At 39.7% G+C, this 18,457-nt stretch carries 19 protein-coding genes; 18 read left to right on the forward strand and 1 reads right to left on the reverse strand.

Annotated elements, in window-relative coordinates:
- Positions 1–200 precede the first annotated feature (200 nt).
- The gene (locus tag V7659_RS02820) at positions 201–1,988 is read left to right on the forward strand and encodes an adenine deaminase C-terminal domain-containing protein (RefSeq protein ID WP_335537974.1); all 1,788 of its coding nucleotides are present in this window, start codon (positions 201–203) and stop codon (positions 1,986–1,988) included.
- 54 nt (positions 1,989–2,042) lie between these two features.
- Here V7659_RS02820 and V7659_RS02825 read toward each other — a convergent pair whose 3' ends face one another.
- Positions 2,043–3,020 (reverse strand): MBL fold metallo-hydrolase, encoded by a 978-nt coding sequence (locus tag V7659_RS02825; protein ID WP_335537975.1) that lies wholly within the window; start codon positions 3,018–3,020, stop codon positions 2,043–2,045.
- A 352-nt stretch (positions 3,021–3,372) separates the two neighbouring features.
- On the opposite strand from V7659_RS02825, the gene V7659_RS02830 reads away from it, so the two are divergent.
- The 17 genes from V7659_RS02830 (at position 3,373) to V7659_RS02910 (ending at position 18,355) form a co-directional block, all read left to right on the forward strand.
- The gene (locus V7659_RS02830; RefSeq protein WP_335537976.1) at positions 3,373–4,170 is read left to right on the forward strand and encodes an enoyl-CoA hydratase/isomerase family protein; all 798 of its coding nucleotides are present in this window, start codon (positions 3,373–3,375) and stop codon (positions 4,168–4,170) included.
- 73 nt (positions 4,171–4,243) lie between these two features.
- Positions 4,244–4,693, forward strand: a complete 450-nt coding sequence (locus V7659_RS02835) for an acyl-CoA thioesterase (RefSeq protein ID WP_335453453.1) — start codon at positions 4,244–4,246, stop codon at positions 4,691–4,693.
- An 84-nt stretch (positions 4,694–4,777) separates the two neighbouring features.
- Positions 4,778–5,656, forward strand: a complete 879-nt coding sequence (gene paaX, locus V7659_RS02840; protein ID WP_335537981.1) for a phenylacetic acid degradation operon negative regulatory protein PaaX — start codon at positions 4,778–4,780, stop codon at positions 5,654–5,656.
- A 48-nt stretch (positions 5,657–5,704) separates the two neighbouring features.
- Positions 5,705–6,481, forward strand: a complete 777-nt coding sequence (locus tag V7659_RS02845) for an enoyl-CoA hydratase-related protein (protein WP_335537977.1) — start codon at positions 5,705–5,707, stop codon at positions 6,479–6,481.
- 10 nt (positions 6,482–6,491) lie between these two features.
- On the forward strand, positions 6,492–7,484 hold the full coding sequence (locus V7659_RS02850; protein WP_335453455.1) for an MBL fold metallo-hydrolase: 993 nt from the start codon (positions 6,492–6,494) through the stop codon (positions 7,482–7,484).
- Positions 7,485–7,653: 169 nt separating this feature from the next.
- Positions 7,654–8,592, forward strand: a complete 939-nt coding sequence (locus V7659_RS02855) for a Phenylacetic acid catabolic protein (protein ID WP_335537983.1) — start codon at positions 7,654–7,656, stop codon at positions 8,590–8,592.
- Entirely contained in the window at positions 8,593–8,916 is a 324-nt protein-coding gene (locus tag V7659_RS02860) for a metal-sulfur cluster assembly factor (protein WP_335453457.1), read from the forward strand.
- Positions 8,913–9,143 carry a hypothetical protein gene (locus V7659_RS02865; protein WP_335453459.1) on the forward strand — a complete coding sequence of 77 codons (231 nt, stop codon included), beginning with the start codon at positions 8,913–8,915 and terminating at the stop codon, positions 9,141–9,143. The genes V7659_RS02860 and V7659_RS02865 overlap by 4 nt, the downstream gene beginning before the upstream one ends.
- 1 nt (position 9,144) lies before the next feature.
- Entirely contained in the window at positions 9,145–9,783 is a 639-nt protein-coding gene (locus tag V7659_RS02870; protein WP_335453461.1) for a Phenylacetic acid catabolic protein, read from the forward strand.
- The gene (locus V7659_RS02875; RefSeq protein ID WP_335453463.1) at positions 9,776–9,970 is read left to right on the forward strand and encodes a PaaD-like zinc ribbon domain-containing protein; all 195 of its coding nucleotides are present in this window, start codon (positions 9,776–9,778) and stop codon (positions 9,968–9,970) included. The genes V7659_RS02870 and V7659_RS02875 overlap by 8 nt, the downstream gene beginning before the upstream one ends.
- Positions 9,957–10,817, forward strand: coding sequence for a 3-hydroxyacyl-CoA dehydrogenase NAD-binding domain-containing protein (locus tag V7659_RS02880; RefSeq protein WP_335453465.1), 861 nt, complete (start codon positions 9,957–9,959; stop codon positions 10,815–10,817). The genes V7659_RS02875 and V7659_RS02880 overlap by 14 nt, the downstream gene beginning before the upstream one ends.
- Entirely contained in the window at positions 10,807–11,559 is a 753-nt protein-coding gene (locus tag V7659_RS02885) for a 3-hydroxyacyl-CoA dehydrogenase family protein (protein WP_335453467.1), read from the forward strand. Before V7659_RS02880 ends, V7659_RS02885 begins: the two co-directional genes overlap by 11 nt.
- The gene (locus V7659_RS02890) at positions 11,556–12,755 is read left to right on the forward strand and encodes a thiolase family protein (RefSeq protein WP_335453469.1); all 1,200 of its coding nucleotides are present in this window, start codon (positions 11,556–11,558) and stop codon (positions 12,753–12,755) included. Before V7659_RS02885 ends, V7659_RS02890 begins: the two co-directional genes overlap by 4 nt.
- A gap of 13 nt (positions 12,756–12,768) precedes the next feature.
- Positions 12,769–14,262, forward strand: a complete 1,494-nt coding sequence (locus tag V7659_RS02895; RefSeq protein WP_335453471.1) for an aldehyde dehydrogenase family protein — start codon at positions 12,769–12,771, stop codon at positions 14,260–14,262.
- A 35-nt stretch (positions 14,263–14,297) separates the two neighbouring features.
- Entirely contained in the window at positions 14,298–15,095 is a 798-nt protein-coding gene (locus V7659_RS02900) for an enoyl-CoA hydratase/isomerase family protein (RefSeq protein ID WP_335453473.1), read from the forward strand.
- Between the two features lie 138 nt (positions 15,096–15,233).
- Positions 15,234–16,811 carry a benzoate-CoA ligase family protein gene (locus V7659_RS02905; RefSeq protein WP_335453475.1) on the forward strand — a complete coding sequence of 526 codons (1,578 nt, stop codon included), beginning with the start codon at positions 15,234–15,236 and terminating at the stop codon, positions 16,809–16,811.
- A gap of 326 nt (positions 16,812–17,137) precedes the next feature.
- Positions 17,138–18,355 (forward strand): ABC transporter substrate-binding protein, encoded by a 1,218-nt coding sequence (locus V7659_RS02910; RefSeq protein ID WP_335453477.1) that lies wholly within the window; start codon positions 17,138–17,140, stop codon positions 18,353–18,355.
- Positions 18,356–18,457: the final 102 nt, after the last annotated feature.

Below are 18,457 nucleotides of genomic sequence, written 5' to 3' on the forward strand. Positions count from 1 at the left end.
TCAACAGAGTGCCAAAATCAACATTAACCTTTAACACAGCTATTTTAGAAATTCCAATCCCCACAAATAATTCGGATTATTCATGCAATTTATTGACAGGTAAATCCCTTCCAATTAATATTATGTAATATACACGGTAAACAATAAAACATAATGTTGTTTTTCGGTTATAAAACAATACTATTGATAGGAGAGGAAGTATGGAACTTATAGCACAAAGAAGTGAATTAATCGAAGTGGCTAAGGGAATCCGCCCTGCCGATTTATATATTAAAGGCGGAACGGTGATCAATGTTTATTCTGGTGAATTTTTAAAACAGAATATTGCTGTTTATAAGGATTGCATTGCTTATATTGGTACAAGTGAAGCCTCAATCGGTGAACATACAAAAGTAATTGATGCAGAAGGAAAGTATGTATCACCAGGATTTATCGAAGCACATGCCCATCCTTGGGTATTTTATAATCCCGTAAGTATGACAGAAAAAGTATTGCCATTAGGAACCACTACCACCGTGAATGATAATTTATTTTTTTATTTACATATGGGAGCAAAAGGGTTTAAAGAAATGGTTAAGGATTTAAAACCATTACCCGGCAACTTTTTTTGGCTTGCCCGGCTTGTAACACAAGCGGATTATCCGGGGGAACGGGAGTGGTACAACCATAAGGATATCAGAGAGCTGCTGGAACTTGATGAAGTGCTAGGATCAGCGGAAGTTACTAGGTGGCCGTTATTATATAACGGGGATCCATTTTTACTTGATACGATGAATTTTATTAAGGAGCTCGGCAAGGTCTCCGATGGGCATACAGCAGGCTGTTCTTATGAAAAATTGAATGCTGTTGTTGCATCAGGTGTAACAGCTTGTCATGAAGCGATTACAGCAAGTGAAGCCTTTGACCGGCTTCGATTAGGAATGTGGACAACACTTCGAAACAGTTCACTTCGTCCGGATTTGCAAGAAATTATTAAACTGATTACCGAGGAAAATGTAAATACAAGCAGAATTCTTATGACGACAGATGGCCCGCATCCTTCATTTATTGAAAAAGAGGGATTTGTTGATGGTCTAGTAAGGCAGGCTGTGGAACTAGGAGTCCCTGTGATGACTGCAATTCAGATGGTCACCATCAATGCTGCCACCTACCTGCGATTGGATGATTATATTGGCGGCCTTGCACCGGGGAGAAAGGCAGACATTCTACTATTACCTAATCTAGAGGATTTCCGTCCCGAACTCGTGATTGCATCTGGAGAAATCGCAGCGGAGAAGGGAAGGCTAACTGTTTCATTGCCTGAAATAGATTGGCACCAATATATTGTTCGTCAGCCTTTTGCCTTTTCTAAATCACTCTTAGAAAATATCAATCTTTATCGCTATCCACATCCATCCGAACATGATCCAGTTCCTGTTGTTTATTTTAAAAGTAACGTCATTACACAAAGAAAAGATACGGAGCTTCCATCCGTTAATGGTTATGCGGACCTTTCTGGTCATGAAGGACTGGTACAGGCAGCATTAATTGACCGTAATGGAGAATGGGTGAGCAAGGGAATTTTGGAGCGATTTGCAGTAAATTTAGATGGGATGGCTTCTACGTATAATACTACCACAGAACTGTTAGTAGTGGGGCGGGATCCTGAAGCAATGGCCAAAGCGGCTCGTAGGGTTCATGAGATGGGGGGAGGAATTGCAATTGTAGATGGAGATGAAATTGTCGTAGAAATCCCTCTGCCGTTTACTGGAATGATGACAACAAATACAGGATTTAATGCTGCCGTAGAGTATCATGATCAACTGTTATCTGCCTTACAGGAACGTGGGTTTCCATTCCATGATATTCTTTACACTTTATTATTTTTAACATGTGACTTTCTCCCAGGACTTCGACTGGTCCCTTTTGGTTTGTACGAGGTAAAGACGGATGATATTTTGTTACATGCTTCCCCATTGGACACCATGAGCTATCAGATTAAAAATTAACAAATTACGGGAAATCTATAGAGGATCATGCCTTTGACAGCATGATCCTCTTTTCTACTTTTCCAGCACTGAATAATACCAAATGCCTTGAATAAGTTCCTTACCGATTCTCCCTTTATCTTCTAAGAAATCTAAATGACCGATAATTTCAGACATGACAAGAGAAAATTGCTCGTAATAGGTATTTTTGTAATAGGACTTAGCAATATCACTCCCCGTTGAACATCCAGATTGAATTAACTGAAGGAGACGTTCGGCTTTTGCATCAATTCGATTCAGCCGTTTACTAATTAACGCGTTTGGCTGTTCAATGATTGTTCCGTGTCCAGGGAAAACGAAATCCACGTTTAACGCTAAGCATTTCTTTAGGGAATCTATATGCTGCAGGAGTGTGGGAATTCTGTTTCCAAATAAATTGGGTTCAACTAGAGCGTTGCTAGAAATATGCTCAATCAATAAATCACCGGCGAATAACCAGTTATTCTTTTTATCATGAAAGGAAAGCTGGTCGGGTGAATGCCCAGGAACCTCGATAATAGTAAAATTGAGGAGCTGGTTGGTGGTAATTTCCATGACATCTGCTTGAATAGCGTTTTGTTTATTCCGCTTGACAGCATTTTTTAAATAAACCACATGCTTCTCCCCGTTCTCACCGCAGCCCATTTCTCGATAAAGCTGTGAATAAAACTCTATTCTCATCTCAAGAAAGGCGGCGTCCCTTTTTAAACGGGGAATGGACTCGGAATGGGAAAAGACTGGAATGCGATTTTCAGCGGTTATTCGATTGACTAATCCAATATGGTCAATATGATGATGAGTCAGGATAATTTCCGTTATGTCATTAATTGTGAATCCATTCTTTTGTAACGTATCGATTAATCCATCCCAGCATTCCTCGTTATTCCAACCTGCATCTATCATTGAAAGGGAATGTTCCTGCTTTACTAGAAAGAAGTTAACACTCTTTAATGAAGAACGATCTGGAATAATGATCGGGAATACCTCACAGCCTGCTTTTTTCAAATCATTCAAAGCTTACACCCCACAAAAGGATTTTTCTGTTTTATTCTTCGAAAGATTTCGAATTTAGTTTTTATTATATCAACCGATTGTGGTCCAAGCAATTATTTCACTAATCGAATTTATTACGGTTGTCAAAAAAGAATAATACGAGCGAAACATTTTAATATTTTTTACTATGGTGGTGTGAAAAATATTAAATGAGAGAAAAAGGGAGAATGACTAAGATAATCAAAGAAAAGGACAAGGAAAATGGTGAAAATAGTTAAATTTCAAGTATTGCAAATAATTAGAAAACTGTATATATTATGTATTAACAACGAAAGAAATTAAATCGTAATAAAAACATTGAGGAGGATTTAAAATGACAACAACAGTAACAGAGGCAAAAACACTTACCGTAAAAAAATTAAATGGTGTGGCAGAGGTACATATTCATGTCAATAAAACCAACGCCTATGACTTGGAATACTACAAGGAATTAAATGCAGCTATTGATGATATTCGTTTTGATAGTGAAATTAAAGTAGCGGTATTAATGAGTGATATGCCTAAATTCTTCTCAGCTGGAGCAAATATTAATTTTCTAAAAGCGGCGGAGCCACGCTTTAAAACACAATTTTGCTTATTCTGTAATGAGACATTAGATAAAATTGCGCGCTCACCGCAAATCTGGATTGCATGTTTAGAAGGTCATACAGTTGGCGGCGGATTAGAAATGGCGCTTGCATGCGACTTACGATTTATGGGTGATAATGCTGGAAAAATCGGTCTACCTGAAATTACTCTAGGTGTTCTTGCAGGAACTGGTGGTACACAACGTTTAGCACGTCAAGTAGGGCACTCTAAGGCACTTGATCTGAATCTCACAGGTGAAACATTAACACCACAAGAAGCTTTGGAAATTAAATTAGTGGATCGGGTCTTCCCACAAGAGGAAACAAGAGCAAAAACTTTAGAATACGCTCAGAAAATTGCTAGTAGCGCTACGTATGCGGCTTCGAATATTAAACTATCAATTATGAATGGGAAAGAAATGCCATTAAATGCAGCGATTCGTTATGAGGGAGAACTTCAAAACCTATTATTCCGTTCTCAAGATGCGAAAGAAGGACTAAGTGCATTTATTGAAAAACGCAGTGCTGATTGGTCAGGTCAATAATATAAACAATGGCGATATCGATTATCGATATCGCCATTTTAATCACGAAGTAGAAAGGGAGGGGCCCTTAAATATGCGGTCAAATGAACTTGAAGTGTTAGTCAATTGGGGTGATACCGATAAAGCGGGTATTGTCTATTATCCAAACTTTTTTAAATGGTTTGATATAGCAGGACACCAATTTTTTAGAAGCTGTGATTTAGCTCCTGCCAAATTGGAAGAGCAGCGAGGAATCATTATCCCGCTCCTAGATGTCCAATGTACCTTTGAAAAGGCTTTGCTTTATGATGATCTTATTTCCATTCATACAAATGTGGAGGAAATCAACCGAAAAACAATTAAATTGAAACATAAAGTGTATCGGGACGGAGAACGTGTCGCACACGGCTATGAAGTTCGCGGCTGGGTCCAACAATCATCCGATCAAATCAAAGCAGTCATCATTCCGGAAGACGTTAAATCAATTCTAAGTGAAAATATTCATACGAAAACAGATAAGAACAGGCCAAGGTTTAATGCATAAATCCCGACGTTCCTCTATAATATAAATGTCTCTGTAGAAAAGACATTTAAAATATTTACCAATAATTAATGGATGGTGGCAATGATGAAGCCGAGATCACTAATGTTTACTCTATATGGAGAGTACATTCAATATTATGGGGGAGAAATCTGGGTTGGGAGTTTAATTCAGTTAATGAATGCCTTTGGGATATCAGAATCCTCCGTGCGCGGGGCCATATTAAGGATGGTTCAAAAGAATCTATTGCAAGTTAGAAAAAAGGGGAATAAAAGCTACTACTCTATTACTGAACAGGGAAGAAGAAGAGTCGAAGATGGAGTAAAAAGGGTCTATGCTGCTCCTCTTTCAGCATGGGATGGCAAATGGAGAATTTTAAGCTATTCCTTCCCTGAAGAAAAACGAGAACTAAGGAATGAAATTAGAAAAGAGCTGACCTGGACTGGTTTTGGAATGCTTTCAAATAGTACATGGATCAGCCCCAATCCTCTAGAAGATCAAGTAATGGAAATGATTAAGAATTATCAAATTGAAGAAAATACCATGTTATTCAGTTCCTCTGATGTCATTTCACATACGAGTGAAGGGATTATTGAAAAAGGATGGGATCTGGGGCAGGTTTCTGATAATTACAATCAATTTATTGAAAAGTATTCAACTGAATTTGAAGAATTACGAGAAAAGGCGTTAACTAACACATTAACGGACGAAGAGTGCTTTATTAAACGAACGTCCATCGTCCATGAATATCGTAAGTTCTTATTTCAAGACCCTGGCTTTCCACGTGATTTACTGCCAGCGGATTGGATTGGAACAAAAGCGAGAGAATTATTTTGGAATATTCATCAATTAATATCTATCCCGTCTATTCGCTATTTTGAATCTATCTATGAATCTGCTCCAGACCAAGATATAAAGCCGGTACGAGACAAAGCAATCAATCCTTTTAAGGAAATTTATGTATAACGCTTTTCATGGAAAAGATTAAAAATCTCTAACAAGGAAGGGATCAATTTGGAAAAGGTTATCTTAAAGGTAGACAATCATTTAGCGGTTGTTACCATTAATCGCCCTGAACAATTAAATTGCTTTGATTATGAAACGCTCGCTCAGTTAGATGAAATTGTAGAAGGACTTAAATTAGATAAGGATATACGTGTCGTAATTATCACTGGTGCGGGAGAGAAAGCATTTAGTGCTGGTGCCGATTTACGGGAAAGACGGACGCTGAGTGAAAAAGAAGTCCGCAGGAACGTAGCTATGATCCGTGATGTTTTTACAAAAATTGAAGAACTGCCGCAGCCGACGATTGCCGCTGTTAATGGCTACGCACTGGGCGGCGGGCTTGAGCTTGCCTTAGTCTGTGATTTCCGGATTGCTGTCAAAGAAGCAACAATGGGGTTAACAGAAGTAAGTTGGGGGATTATCCCTGGAGCAGGCGGCACACAGCGCTTAAGCAGATTAATTGGAACATCAAAAGCAAAGGAATTGATCTTAACTGCTAGAAAAATAGATGCTTTTCAGGCATATGATTTAGGAATAGTTAATCAAGTGGTTGAAGGTAGTGATTTACTAGATTCCTCGATTAAATTGGCAGCAGAAATCATGAAAAATGCACCTCTAGCTGTTACACAAGCAAAGTATGCGATCAATTATGGTAGCAATGTCGATGTGAAAACTGGATTAGCGATTGAATCCAAGGCGTATGAGGTCATTATTCCAACAAAAGATCGAATCGAAGCATTGGAGGCTTTTAAGGAAAAACGCCCGCCGAAATTTAAAGGGGAATAGGAGACAAAGGATGAGTAATATTCATAAAAAGGGTGAAAGTGTGACAATTGAGCCGATAGATTTTAATGGGTATCGAATCGGAATCCCTATACCTTTTCCAATGAAATATGTCTATTGTTATCTTTTTAAACAAGATAGTCATTACGTATTAATCGATGTTGGCTATAACAATAAGCGAGGAAGAGCTGCTTGGGAAGAAGCCTTCCAAGAGCTAAACATCCACCCTAATCAGATTAAGACGATTTATTTGACTCATTTTCATCCGGATCATGCTGGTCTTGCGGGCTGGATGCAACAATTAACAGGTGCGCAGATCTATATGCACGAAATTGATGCCCAAATGATGCAGCACGTATGGGGAGATGAAAGCAGACAGGCGGAAAATATCAAAGAAATGGTTGCCCGGCATGGGACACCGCTCGTATTAGCTGATGAGATTGAGCGGCAAATGGTGTTAATGATTGACCATATTCGACCGCTGCCGGCTATTTCTGTTATCGCCGAACAAGTAGAATTTGCTGAAAAGCACTGGAAGGTCATTCATACGCCAGGTCATAGTACCGGTCATATTTGTTTTTTTCAGGAAGAGGAAAAAGTGTTAATTTCTGGTGACCATATTCTTGATAAAATTACCCCGAATATTAGTGTTTGGCCTGGTTCGAGTCAAACCCCCTTACATGACTATATTAGGTCTTTGTATAAAGTAAGAGATTTGCATGTGAAGAAGGCGTTTTCGGGTCATGGCAACCCCATCGATCACGTAAATAAGCGGATTGATCAACTACTTGTTCATCATGAAGAGCGTCTGGCAGCAATGGAAGGAATGGCACTTGGGCGTTCAGCATTCGAGGTTGCTGAGGCTAGCTTTGCCCATAAAGAGTTAACACCACACCAGTGGCGATTTGCAATTGCCGAAACGATTGCCCACTTAGACTATTTATCTTTCGAAAACCGTATTAATAAAGTAATAGGGAATCCAATTAAATATAATCAACTGAACTAAGAACGGCGCCTGAATAGGCGTCTCTTTTTTTGTCTAGATTAAGTCGAATTATGTTTTTTATATTAACAACATAAAAACGTAATAAAAGTATTGACAGACAATTTAAAATAATCTATATTATCTAATATAGACGATAATATAAAAAACGTAATAAGGTGAGGCGATGAATATGGGTCAGGCAGAGGTTTTAATCGAGAAGATTCAAAAAGGATTTATGCTTGAATGTAAAGAGGATATGAATGATGAGTATCTTCGTGCCTTAAAACAAACGTTAATGATTGTTGGTGACACAGAACTTCTAAGTGTTCCCCCACTTTTAACCGTGTATAATGAAGCCCCAAATCTTAACTATAAAATTACAGCACTAGCTGTTATTCAGGATGAAATTGGCCACGCACATATTGCCTATCGTTTACTGGAGGATTTAGGGGAAGATGTCGAGGAGCTCCTTTATAACCGACCGGCTAATCGATGGAAAAATCCGTATGCTTTTGATTTTAAATTAGACAATTGGATTGAACTTGGCGTATTTAATGGACTGTTTGACCGTTCTGGTTACACACTGCTGGGTGATGCCTATCAACACACATCCTATGGTCCATGGAAACGCGCATTAGTAAAGGTAGACAAAGAAGAACTATTTCACTTGCGAAATGGTGAAATCATCATGAAAGCAGGCATGAAAAATCCAGAAACAGCTAAACAAGTTCAAGAAGCGGTTGATTGGATGTTCTTAATGGCATTGGAGTTTTTCGGAGTTGCCGACAGTCTTAAGAGCCGTTCCGCCCAACTCGACTACAAGTTAAAAGGCAAGACCAATGATGAGCTTAGACAAAAATGGTTATCCACGGCAGTTCCGTTTTGTGAATCAATTGGTGTAAAAGTGCCGTCTCACTATGATGAGGCACAAGGTAAATTTGTAATTGATGTTCCTTTTCCGTGTAAATTTGATGTAGAAAATAAAAAATGGCTGCTCGATCAACCTGATACTTGGCAGGGAGTTATTGAACGATTTAAGAAACGCGGACCGCAAAATCAAGAGTTTGTTAGAAGAATTCAAAAGGGATTCTTCGAATTAGAAGCACTGCGAACAGAGGAGGTTGTTTAGATGCAGACAACAGTAGAAACTGATAAGTATTGGCATGCTTTAACAGAGGTCATGGATCCTGAATTTCCAATCAGTGTAGTTGATATGGGATTAATCTATGAAATTGCCAAAGAGGATGAAGGAAAAGTAGCCGTTAAGATGACTTATACTTCAACAGGGTGCGGCTGTATGCAATGGATTGAAAGCGATATCAGGGAACGGCTACTTAAAGAAGAAGATATTCAAGAAGTAAATATTGAAGTAGTTTGGAGTCCGCCATGGACTATAAAAAATATGAGTGAAAAAGGGAAAGAAAAACTCAGAACCTGGGGTGTTAGCTCATGATTGAAAAGAAACAGAAACCAGAATATCTTCTTTTTACCCGTATCAATCGGGGCGATGATTTGATTCAAGTGGGTTCATTTCAAGCGGAGAGTGACGAACTTGCAAAAATATATTCCCAGTATATTTATGATGAGGAAGACTGGGTAGAAATGCAAGTTGTCCGAAAAGATGCATTCATAACTGTACGCCTTCCAGAACCATTATTTGAAAAAGAGGGTGTAAATTAATATGAGAATAGTAAACAATTTATCTCTTATCGAACTAGCCGAAACGATTGCGGATAACAAATTTATTTTAGGTGACCGTCTTGTGGAAATTGGTATTAGCGGACCAAATTTAGAAGCGACTCTATCATCGATTGCGATGGCCCAAGCTGAACTTGGTCATGCAAGACTCATGTATAAATGGGCAAATGAATTACAGGGTTTAAATGGCAGTAAAGTTGAAATTAAAAACCAAACAGGGAAGGCCTTCCCTTCTGTTGTCAATACATCCCATTGGGTGGCTTTAATTGCTGGTGTCTATGCGGTCAATGTTGCAGTTGAACTCGTTATGCAAGCAATCCTTAGTGCAAAGCATCCTGATTTAAGTGCCCCATTTAGTAAAATGTTGAAAGAACAAGAAGAACATCTTCTTTACTCAAGAAGCTGGTGTAAACAATTACTTAATGATAAAGGAGCCGTTCCCAAAACACTGACAGAGGAGCTTGAAAAAGTATCAGTAGAAGCATCGAAGTGGTTAAATAATGTGGAAAATGACAAGCAATTAATCTCTGAAAAGATAATCTTAGAAAATAGTAATCTTGTAAACGCATACGAGGAAACGATCAAAAAGCTGATAACTCTTGGGGATGTGCAGCATGTCTGATCAGACGAAAGCAATTCAATGCTCCTTCTGCTCTTCTGAAAATGTAGAAAAAATCTCTTCCTTTGGGACCGCTCAATTAGTAAGACAGTACTATTGCAACAGCTGCCGGACCGTCTTTGAATATGTTCGCTGGCAAGCTTCACAGTCAAATAATGAGAGGTGTCTAGCATCTAATGAAGGAAATTGAAAAAGTCGGGATCGTCGGTTCAGGAACGATGGGGGCTGGAATAGCTCAGCTTATTATCCAGAACGGATTGACCGCGATTATTTATGATATTGACCAGGAAACAGTGGACCGGGCACGCTCAGCGATTGAGTCAAGATTAGATCGCTTAGTTGAGAAAAAGAGAGCGAGCGCCAATGAAGTTAACCAGTTTAAAAATCATCTGCTTACATCGTCCGATTTATCCGAGCTTTCTGATTGTCAGCTTGTAATCGAGGCCACCCCAGAGAACATGGAAATAAAGCGATCTATTTTTCGTAGATTAGAAGAGGTTTGTTCTAATGAGGCTATATTGGCTACTAACACCTCTTCGCTGTCGATTACGGAAATTTCGGGACAGATTCAGACGCCAAAGCGTGTGGCGGGTTTTCATTTTTTTAACCCAGCACCAGTCATGCCATTAGTAGAAGTTATCCACGGCTTAAAAACGGCTCCTGATACAGTAAAATCCCTGGTGGATTTTGCTAAAAGGATTCATAAGAGTCCAGTGGTATGCAAGGATACTCCTGGATTTATAGTCAATCGCGTGGCCCGCCCATTTTATGGTGAAGCATTAAAAATCATGAATGAACAAGTAGCCACGGTTGATCAAATTGACCGGATAATGAAAAAAGTCGGGAATTTTAAAATGGGTCCCTTTGAACTACAAGATTTAATCGGAATAGATATAAATTTTGCGGTAACAAAATCCGTACACGCCAGTTTTCACGGTGAGACCCGTTTTCGCCCGCATTACATTCAAGAGCGCATGGTGCAAGCAGGCAGCTTAGGAAGAAAAACGAAGGGGGGGTTCTTTTCATATGACACCTAAAGGGATTGTCGTCATAGGTGAAAATTTGTTAGCAAAAGAGCTTGTCCATTCACTTCGGGAGTATGGGTTTAAAGATGCAGTGCTCAATGATTACAATGCAGTTAAGGACATTGATGCTGTTATTGAAACTAGTAATCTTGATTTGGAACAAAAAAAGCGGAATCTAAAAGCGATTGAAGCGCATGTTCCGACAAAGGCATTGGTTTTATCTACCACGCTTGCAGTAACTGCAACTGAAGCAGCATCGTGGCTTGAACATCCTGAAAGACTAGTGGGATTTGGCGCCTTTGCGAATTTCAAAGAAGGGAAACTTATTGAGATAGCTCCAGCATTGCAATCTGATCCGTATTTTTTTCAAATTGCCAAAGAACTGTTCTTAGGAATAGGGCAGGAAACAGAAGTGGTGCAGGATGAAGTCGGTCTAGTCTTTCCGCGGATTCTAGCCATGATTATTAATGAGGCGGCCTTTTCTCTCATCGAAGGTACAGCTTCGGCAGAAGACATTGATGAGGCAATGAAAAAAGGAACGAATTATCCAAGCGGACCTTTGGAATGGGCAGAGAAGATCGGGATCGATGATATTTATGCGGTTCTAAATGGGCTGTATCACAACCTTGGAGAGGAAAGATACCGGCCAGCACCGTTAATCCGTAAATTGGTCCATGCTGGCTGGACCGGGAAAGAAACCGGGAAAGGTTTCTATTACAATCAAAATCGTCTCGTTAAGGAGTACTCCATATGAGAGAAGCAGTCATAGTTGATGCCATCCGCACACCCATCGGAAAGGTCAATGGCTCATTGTCCAATGTTCGAGCAGATGATTTAGCCGGGCATGTTATGAAGCACCTATTAGCAAGAGTAAATTTGGATCGTTCTTTAATAGAAGATGTTTATTTCGGTTGTACGAATCAAGCGGGGGAAGATAATCGTAATGTAGCAAGAATGGGATTATTATTAGCCGGAATTCCGGAGTCTGTGGCTGGAGTGACGATTAATCGATTATGTGGGTCGGGTTTGGATGCAGTCAATCAAGCATCAGCGGCCATCAAGGCTGGGGTTGGAAATGTCTTTATTGCTGGTGGAACAGAAAACATGACCAGGGCTCCATATGTAATGATGAAACCCCACTTGTCAAATCCAAGAAGTAATCAAACGCTGTATGATACAACGATTGGCTGGCGTCTTGTGAATCCCAGCATGGCAAAGGAATATCCGCCAATTAGTTTAGGAGAAACCGCGGAAAATGTGGCGGAAAGATATAACATTTCCAGAGAAGAGCAGGATGAACTGGCGCTTAACAGTCAATTAAAAGCAGCCGCAGCGATTAAATCTGGACGTTTCCGTGATGAAATTATCCCAATCGAAATTCCGCAGAAAAAGGGAGAAACGCTTGTTTTTGCTACAGACGAACATGTTCGTCCTGCCACCACATGGGAGGCGCTGGCAAAGCTTAAGCCTGTATTTAAGGATGGTGGAACTGTTACTGCTGGAAACTCATCTGGAATTAATGATGGGGCAAGCGCCCTGCTAATTATGGAAAAAGAACTGGCAGAAAAGCTTGGTTTAAAACCATTAGCAAGGATTGTTACCTCAGCAGTTGCTGGAGTCGATCCGGCTTACATGGGGATTGGGCCGGTTCCTGCAACTCGGAAAGCCCTCAAAAGAGCCGGATTATCGGTTAATGATCTGGATTTAATAGAAATTAATGAAGCCTTCGCCGCTCAATCTGTAGCATGCATTAACGAGCTGGGTTTTGACTTGAGTAAGGTAAATGTGAATGGCGGAGCAATTGCACTTGGCCACCCGCTTGGCTGCAGTGGTGCCAGAATATTAACAACACTAGTCCATGAAATGCAAAAGCGTGATTGCCGTTATGGTCTAGCCACGATGTGCATCGGGGTTGGTCAAGGGATCGCCACAATTATTGAAAAAATTTAAAGGGGTAATCTAAATGTTAAAAACAACGACGTTGAAGGAAGAATACCAGTTATTAATAAATGGTGAATACAGCAACAGCAGCAATGAACAATTTTTTGATACACATAATCCTGCTACGGGTGAAGTGATAGCGCGTGTGGCAAAAGCCACGAAAGAGGATGTCGATCGTGCCGTTGATGCAGCAAGGAAGGCATTCGATACTGGTAAGTGGCCAAAACTGACACCGGCAAGAAGGGCAAGGGTTCTCAATAAAGTGGCTGATATCATGAGAGCGCGCTTCAATGAGCTAGTGGAGGCTGAGGTATTAAATACTGGAAAAACCGTTGCTGCTGCCCAAGGGCAAATTAGCCAGGCAATTGAGGATTTTGAATTTTATGCTGCCGCGATTTCTACTCATGGCGGACGTACAAACCCAGTGCCAAACGGATTCTTTAACTATACCGTAAAGGAACCAGTTGGGGTATGTGCCCAGATTGTTCCGTGGAATTATCCACTAATGATGGCTGCATGGAAGGTAGCCCCAGCATTAGCTGCAGGCTGTACGATTATTTTAAAACCGGCAAGTTATACACCGATAACGGCATTTATGCTTGCTGATATTTGCCATGAAGCAGGAGTCCCAGCCGGTGTAGTAAATGTATTAACAGGAAGCGGCTCAGAGATTGGTCCATATTTAACTGAACATCAAGGTGTCGATAAAGTAGCCTTTACTGGCGAAACCGAGACGGGGAAAGACATTATGGCACGTGCATCACAAACCCTTAAACGTGTGACCCTAGAGCTTGGCGGAAAGTCACCGAGTATTGTTTTTGATGATTGTGACTTAGAGGCGGCAGTTGCGGGGTCAATTTATGGAATATTCTACAACTCGGGTCAATCCTGTGAAGCACGTTCACGGATTTTCGTGCATGAAAACGTTTATGATGAGTTTTTAACAAGGTTCATAGAAAAAGCAAGAAAATTAAAAGTAGGAGATCCGTTTAACAAAGAAACCCACATGGGGGCATTGATTTCAAAAAGCCATGAACAAACAGTCGACGGCTACGTTAAACTGGCGATCGAAGAAGGCGGGGAAATTCTGTTTGGCGGCGGCCGTCCCGAAGGACCAGAGTTTGAAAAGGGCTATTGGTATCAACCTACTATTATCGCAGGCGTCACGAATGATATGAGAATTGCTCAAGAAGAAGTATTTGGTCCTGTCGTTGTAGTGATGAAGTTTAAGGATGAATCTGAAGTCTTAAAACAAGCAAATGATTCCATCTTTGGCTTGGGTTCTGCAGTATGGACAAAGGACAATGGAAAAGCCCATCGTATTGCTGCGGGAATCCGTGCAGGTATTGTCATGATTAACAGTCCGATTTCTGCCTTCCCAGGAACACCGTTTGGAGGTTATAAACAATCTGGCTTCGGCAGGGAATTGTGTATCGAAACGCTAGATTTATATACAGAAACAAAAAGTGTTGTTTCCTATATTGGAGCAAAACCATTAAATATTTTCGGAATTTAAAAAAAATTTAAATAAATTTTATTGGAGGAATTAAAATGACAAATGTCCAATTAGAAACTAAGACGTTAACAGTGAAAAAAGAAAATGGAATTGCTGAGGTTCATATTCACGTCAATAAAACCAATGCCTATGATCTTGAATATTACAAAGAACTAAACGCTGCTATTGATGATATTCGTTTTGATAGTGATATTAAAGTTGCTGTTTTAATGAGTGATATGCCAAAATTCTTCTCAGCTGGAGCGAATATTAATTTCCTTAAAGCAGCAGAGCCGCGGTTTAAAACGCAATTTTGCTTATTCTGTAATGAAACATTAGATAAAATCGCCCGTTCTCCGCAAATTTGGATCGCTTGTCTTGAAGGCCACACCGTTGGCGGCGGACTCGAAATGGCATTAGCATGTGATCTGCGTTTTATGGGCGATCAAGCAGGGAAAATTGGACTGCCTGAAATTACCCTTGGCGTACTAGCGGGGACAGGTGGTACACAGCGTTTAGCCCGCCAAGTTGGCCATTCCAAAGCACTTGATTTAAACCTTACTGGGGAAACATTAACACCGCAGGAAGCCTTGAAAATCAAATTAGTAGACCGTGTTTATCCACAAGAAGAAACGCGCGCAAAAACATTAGAATATGCTAGGAAGATTGCTTCTAGTGCAACATATGCTGCTTCCAACATTAAGCTTTCAATCATGAACGGCAAAGAAATGCCATTAAATGCTGCGATTCGCTATGAGGGTGAATTACAAAATCTTTTATTCCGTTCGGAAGATGCAAAAGAAGGGCTATCAGCCTTCATTGAAAAACGTGCAGCTGCATGGGCTGGTAAGTAAAATAAAACTCGCAGGGGTTGACTCAATCGATGGGTTAGCCCTGCAGTTACGCAAATAAATAGAAGTTGTTTCCCTACTAGATTCGGCAGAAGGAATACCTGGAGTATCGAGTTCCAATTTTTCCTTGGGGGTTATAGAATGCTAGAGTCAGTTCAACAATTAAAGGGCATAAAAGATAATTTTAATAGTGCGTATCGTTTTGTAGAGGAAAATGTCCAAAAAGGTCTAGGAAATAAAGTAGCAATTTATTGTGAGGATGAGCAGGTCACCTATAGTGAGATTCTTAACAAAGCGAATAAATTTGGAAACGCTCTCAAGGAGATAGGCGTGGAACGGGAAAATCGGATCTTGCAGGTAGTCAGTGATTCACCTGAGTTTATTTACTCCTTTTTTGGTGCAGTCAAAATAGGTGCCATTCCAATACCAGTAAATACTTCAATGAAACCACAAGATTACGAGTACTTCCTAAATCATAGTCGTGCCAAAGTGTTACTCATTCAAGAGGAAGTCTGGAATTCAATCAAGGACGAGCGAGACCGCTTTATTTTTCTAAAAAACATCATTGTTATCTCAGAGACAGGCTATAGTAATCCCGATGCTACTGATTACTACGAGTTTATTGCTCCTGCTTCGTCTGAATTAGCGGTTGAACGAACCACTTCTGAAGATCCTGCTTTTTGGCTTTACAGCTCTGGAAGTACGGGGAATCCAAAAGGAGTTGTCCATATTCAAAGAAGTATGGAGGTAGCGTATAATAATTATGCGAAAAATATCCTTGGAATCAACGAGGATGACCGAACATTTTCTGCTTCCAAGTTATTCTTTGCTTATGGAATGGGGAACGGGATGTATTTCCCATTGGGAGCAGGTGCTTCAACCGTATTATTGAAGGATCGCCCAACACCAGAAAACATTTTTGCAACGATTGAAAAACAAAAGCCAACAATCTTTTTCGGCGTACCTACATTGTTTGGGGCGTTGATTCAATATGTTGAAAAAACGGGAATCATTCCAGACCTTTCATCTGTTAGAATTTGCGTATCCGCAGGTGAAGCGCTGCCAGCAACCTTTATTAGAAAGTGGAAACAGTTGTTTAATTTGGATATTTTAGATGGCATTGGTTCAACAGAAGCCTTGCACATTTATCTATCCAATCAAATGGGTCAAGTTAAAGAAGGAAGTACGGGAATGGTTGTCCCCGGATACAAGGTGAAAATCCTCAATGAAGATTCGCTGCCAGCGGCTGTAAATGAAATTGGCGACCTTGTTATTAAAGGTGATAGTGTTAGTATTGGTTATTTTTGTAATTTGGCTGAGAATCAAAGTAAATTTCACGGTGAGTGGATGTATACAGGGGATAAATATTATCAGGATGAAGAAGGTTATTTTTGGTATTGCGGCCGATCAGATGACATGTTGAAGGTGGGGGGGATTTGGGTTTCGCCGATTGAAATTGAAAAGACATTATTCCAACATGAGAAAGTCCTTGAGGTGGCAGTCATCGGTGCTAAAAATGAGAATAACCTTGTTTACCCGAAGGCATTTATTATTTTACGGGATGGGGTCGAGCCGTCCGATGACCTAAAGACAGATCTCAAACTCTATGTAAAACAAAACCTAGCACCTTATAAATATCCTAGGGAAATCGAATTTATCTCAGAATTGCCTAAAACAACAACGGGTAAAGTCCAACGGTTTAGGTTAAAACAAGCATAAAATTATATATTGTCACTAAATAGCCAGTTAAAGTTCCTGGCTATTTTTTGTCTTTTGGTATGTGAAGGTGGTAGTAATAAATGCCTGATATATAATGTGAGTTTTTTTCGTTAGTAGTAAAAACATAAATGATTTATCAAAGGGAATTATGAATAAAACTGATAAATATGTAAATATTTCATTATGAAATATTTATTAGTGTCAAAAAAAGATATTGTAAATAAACAAGGTAAACAATATAATAATATTAGAAATGTTCAAAATATTTTAAAAAAGGAGGGTAGATATTTATTTTTGGAAGCGTTAACAAAAAACAGGGGGTAATTATGAAAAATTTTAAAAGAAATGGATCTATTTTGATTCTATTAGTTCTATTACTTTCGGCATGTAGTTCTGGTGCTATTAACACATCTACTTCCAAAGAAAAAACAAAAGGGAAAACCAATGATAATTCTCCTATCAAAATCGGGGCATTGCTTCCTTCCACAGGTGTATATGCATCACTGGGTGAAAACTTACTTAATGGTATGAACCTTTACTTTGAACAACAAAACTTTGAAATAGCTGGGAAAAAGATAGAGATAATCCAAGAAGATACAGAGGCAGATCCGCAGGTTGCGTTAAGAAAGCTTAGAAAATTAACGGATCAAGATCAAATCGATATCTTAACAGGACCTGTTAGTACGGCGGTTGCGTATGCCATCCGTGATGAAGTAGACAGTAAAAAACTTCCGTTTCTCGATTCCCATGCTGGAGGGAATGATCTAACTAGAGCCAAGCGAAGCAATTACATTTACCGCTCCTCCTTTAGTTCATGGCAAATTGGTCATTCGATGGGTGAATGGGCATATAAAAACGTTGGAAAGAAAATCTATGTTACCGCTGCTGATTATGCCTTCGGTCATGAAGTAGCAGAAGCATTTAAAGAAGCGTATACAAAAGCAGGTGGACAAATTGCTGGTGAGGTATATCCTCCGCTAGGAAACAATGACTATTCCTCCTATCTCGGGAAAATGAATAAAGAAGGTATTAATGGTATTTATGCGTTCTATGCGGGTAGTGATGCAGTAAGGTTCGTCCAACAATATGACCAATATGGATTAAAAGGGAAAATACCGCTAATTGGTTCAGGTTGGCTTACTGCCGAAGATACTCGTCCACAACAAGGCACTTCAGCGGAAACTATTAAAGCCTCAATTTTCTGGGATTACAGCCTAGATACGCCAGAAAATAAGGCATTTGTTCAGGCCTATGAAAAGAAATACAACAAACGTCCAAGTATTGAATCAGCTGAGGGATATGATGCGGCCATGATTATTGCGGAAGCAATTAAAAAGTTAGATGGCGATGTTTCCGATCCAGATAAGTTGGTTGAAACAATTTCTTCGATTGAAATTAACAGTCCTAGAGGACCGATTAAGTTTGATAAAGAAACGCATAATGTGATTCAAAATCTTTATATCGTCGAAACAGGAATTGTTAATGGAAAAACAGAGAATAAGGTAATTGATACCATTCCTCAAGTTGTAGACCCAGGGAAATAAGGTTTAAAAAATCAATAGAGATGATGAAAGAGGCAGGAAATCCTTTGCCTCTTTCTTTTAAAAATTGGCTGTGTTCTATAGCAAGTTGATTGGAGCGGAAGG

The sequence above is a fragment of the Neobacillus drentensis genome (assembly GCF_036966985.1).
GTDB lineage: Bacteria > Bacillota > Bacilli > Bacillales > Cytobacillaceae > Neobacillus > Neobacillus drentensis_E.

What these genes read in the sequence shown, in the direction of transcription:
- V7659_RS02820 (WP_335537974.1), top strand. Translation starts at nt 201, where the DNA reads ATGGAACTTATAGCACAAAGAAGTGAATTAATCGAAGTGGCTAAGGGA.
- V7659_RS02830 (WP_335537976.1), top strand. Translation starts at nt 3,373, where the DNA reads ATGACAACAACAGTAACAGAGGCAAAAACACTTACCGTAAAAAAATTA.
- V7659_RS02835 (WP_335453453.1), top strand. Translation starts at nt 4,244, where the DNA reads ATGCGGTCAAATGAACTTGAAGTGTTAGTCAATTGGGGTGATACCGAT.
- paaX (WP_335537981.1), top strand. Translation starts at nt 4,778, where the DNA reads ATGAAGCCGAGATCACTAATGTTTACTCTATATGGAGAGTACATTCAA.
- V7659_RS02850 (WP_335453455.1), top strand. Translation starts at nt 6,492, where the DNA reads ATGAGTAATATTCATAAAAAGGGTGAAAGTGTGACAATTGAGCCGATA.
- V7659_RS02855 (WP_335537983.1), top strand. Translation starts at nt 7,654, where the DNA reads ATGGGTCAGGCAGAGGTTTTAATCGAGAAGATTCAAAAAGGATTTATG.
- V7659_RS02860 (WP_335453457.1), top strand. Translation starts at nt 8,593, where the DNA reads ATGCAGACAACAGTAGAAACTGATAAGTATTGGCATGCTTTAACAGAG.
- V7659_RS02865 (WP_335453459.1), top strand. Translation starts at nt 8,913, where the DNA reads ATGATTGAAAAGAAACAGAAACCAGAATATCTTCTTTTTACCCGTATC.
- V7659_RS02870 (WP_335453461.1), top strand. Translation starts at nt 9,145, where the DNA reads ATGAGAATAGTAAACAATTTATCTCTTATCGAACTAGCCGAAACGATT.
- V7659_RS02875 (WP_335453463.1), top strand. Translation starts at nt 9,776, where the DNA reads ATGTCTGATCAGACGAAAGCAATTCAATGCTCCTTCTGCTCTTCTGAA.
- V7659_RS02880 (WP_335453465.1), top strand. Translation starts at nt 9,957, where the DNA reads ATGAAGGAAATTGAAAAAGTCGGGATCGTCGGTTCAGGAACGATGGGG.
- V7659_RS02885 (WP_335453467.1), top strand. Translation starts at nt 10,807, where the DNA reads ATGACACCTAAAGGGATTGTCGTCATAGGTGAAAATTTGTTAGCAAAA.
- V7659_RS02890 (WP_335453469.1), top strand. Translation starts at nt 11,556, where the DNA reads ATGAGAGAAGCAGTCATAGTTGATGCCATCCGCACACCCATCGGAAAG.
- V7659_RS02895 (WP_335453471.1), top strand. Translation starts at nt 12,769, where the DNA reads ATGTTAAAAACAACGACGTTGAAGGAAGAATACCAGTTATTAATAAAT.
- V7659_RS02900 (WP_335453473.1), top strand. Translation starts at nt 14,298, where the DNA reads ATGACAAATGTCCAATTAGAAACTAAGACGTTAACAGTGAAAAAAGAA.
- V7659_RS02905 (WP_335453475.1), top strand. Translation starts at nt 15,234, where the DNA reads ATGCTAGAGTCAGTTCAACAATTAAAGGGCATAAAAGATAATTTTAAT.
- V7659_RS02910 (WP_335453477.1), top strand. Translation starts at nt 17,138, where the DNA reads ATGAAAAATTTTAAAAGAAATGGATCTATTTTGATTCTATTAGTTCTA.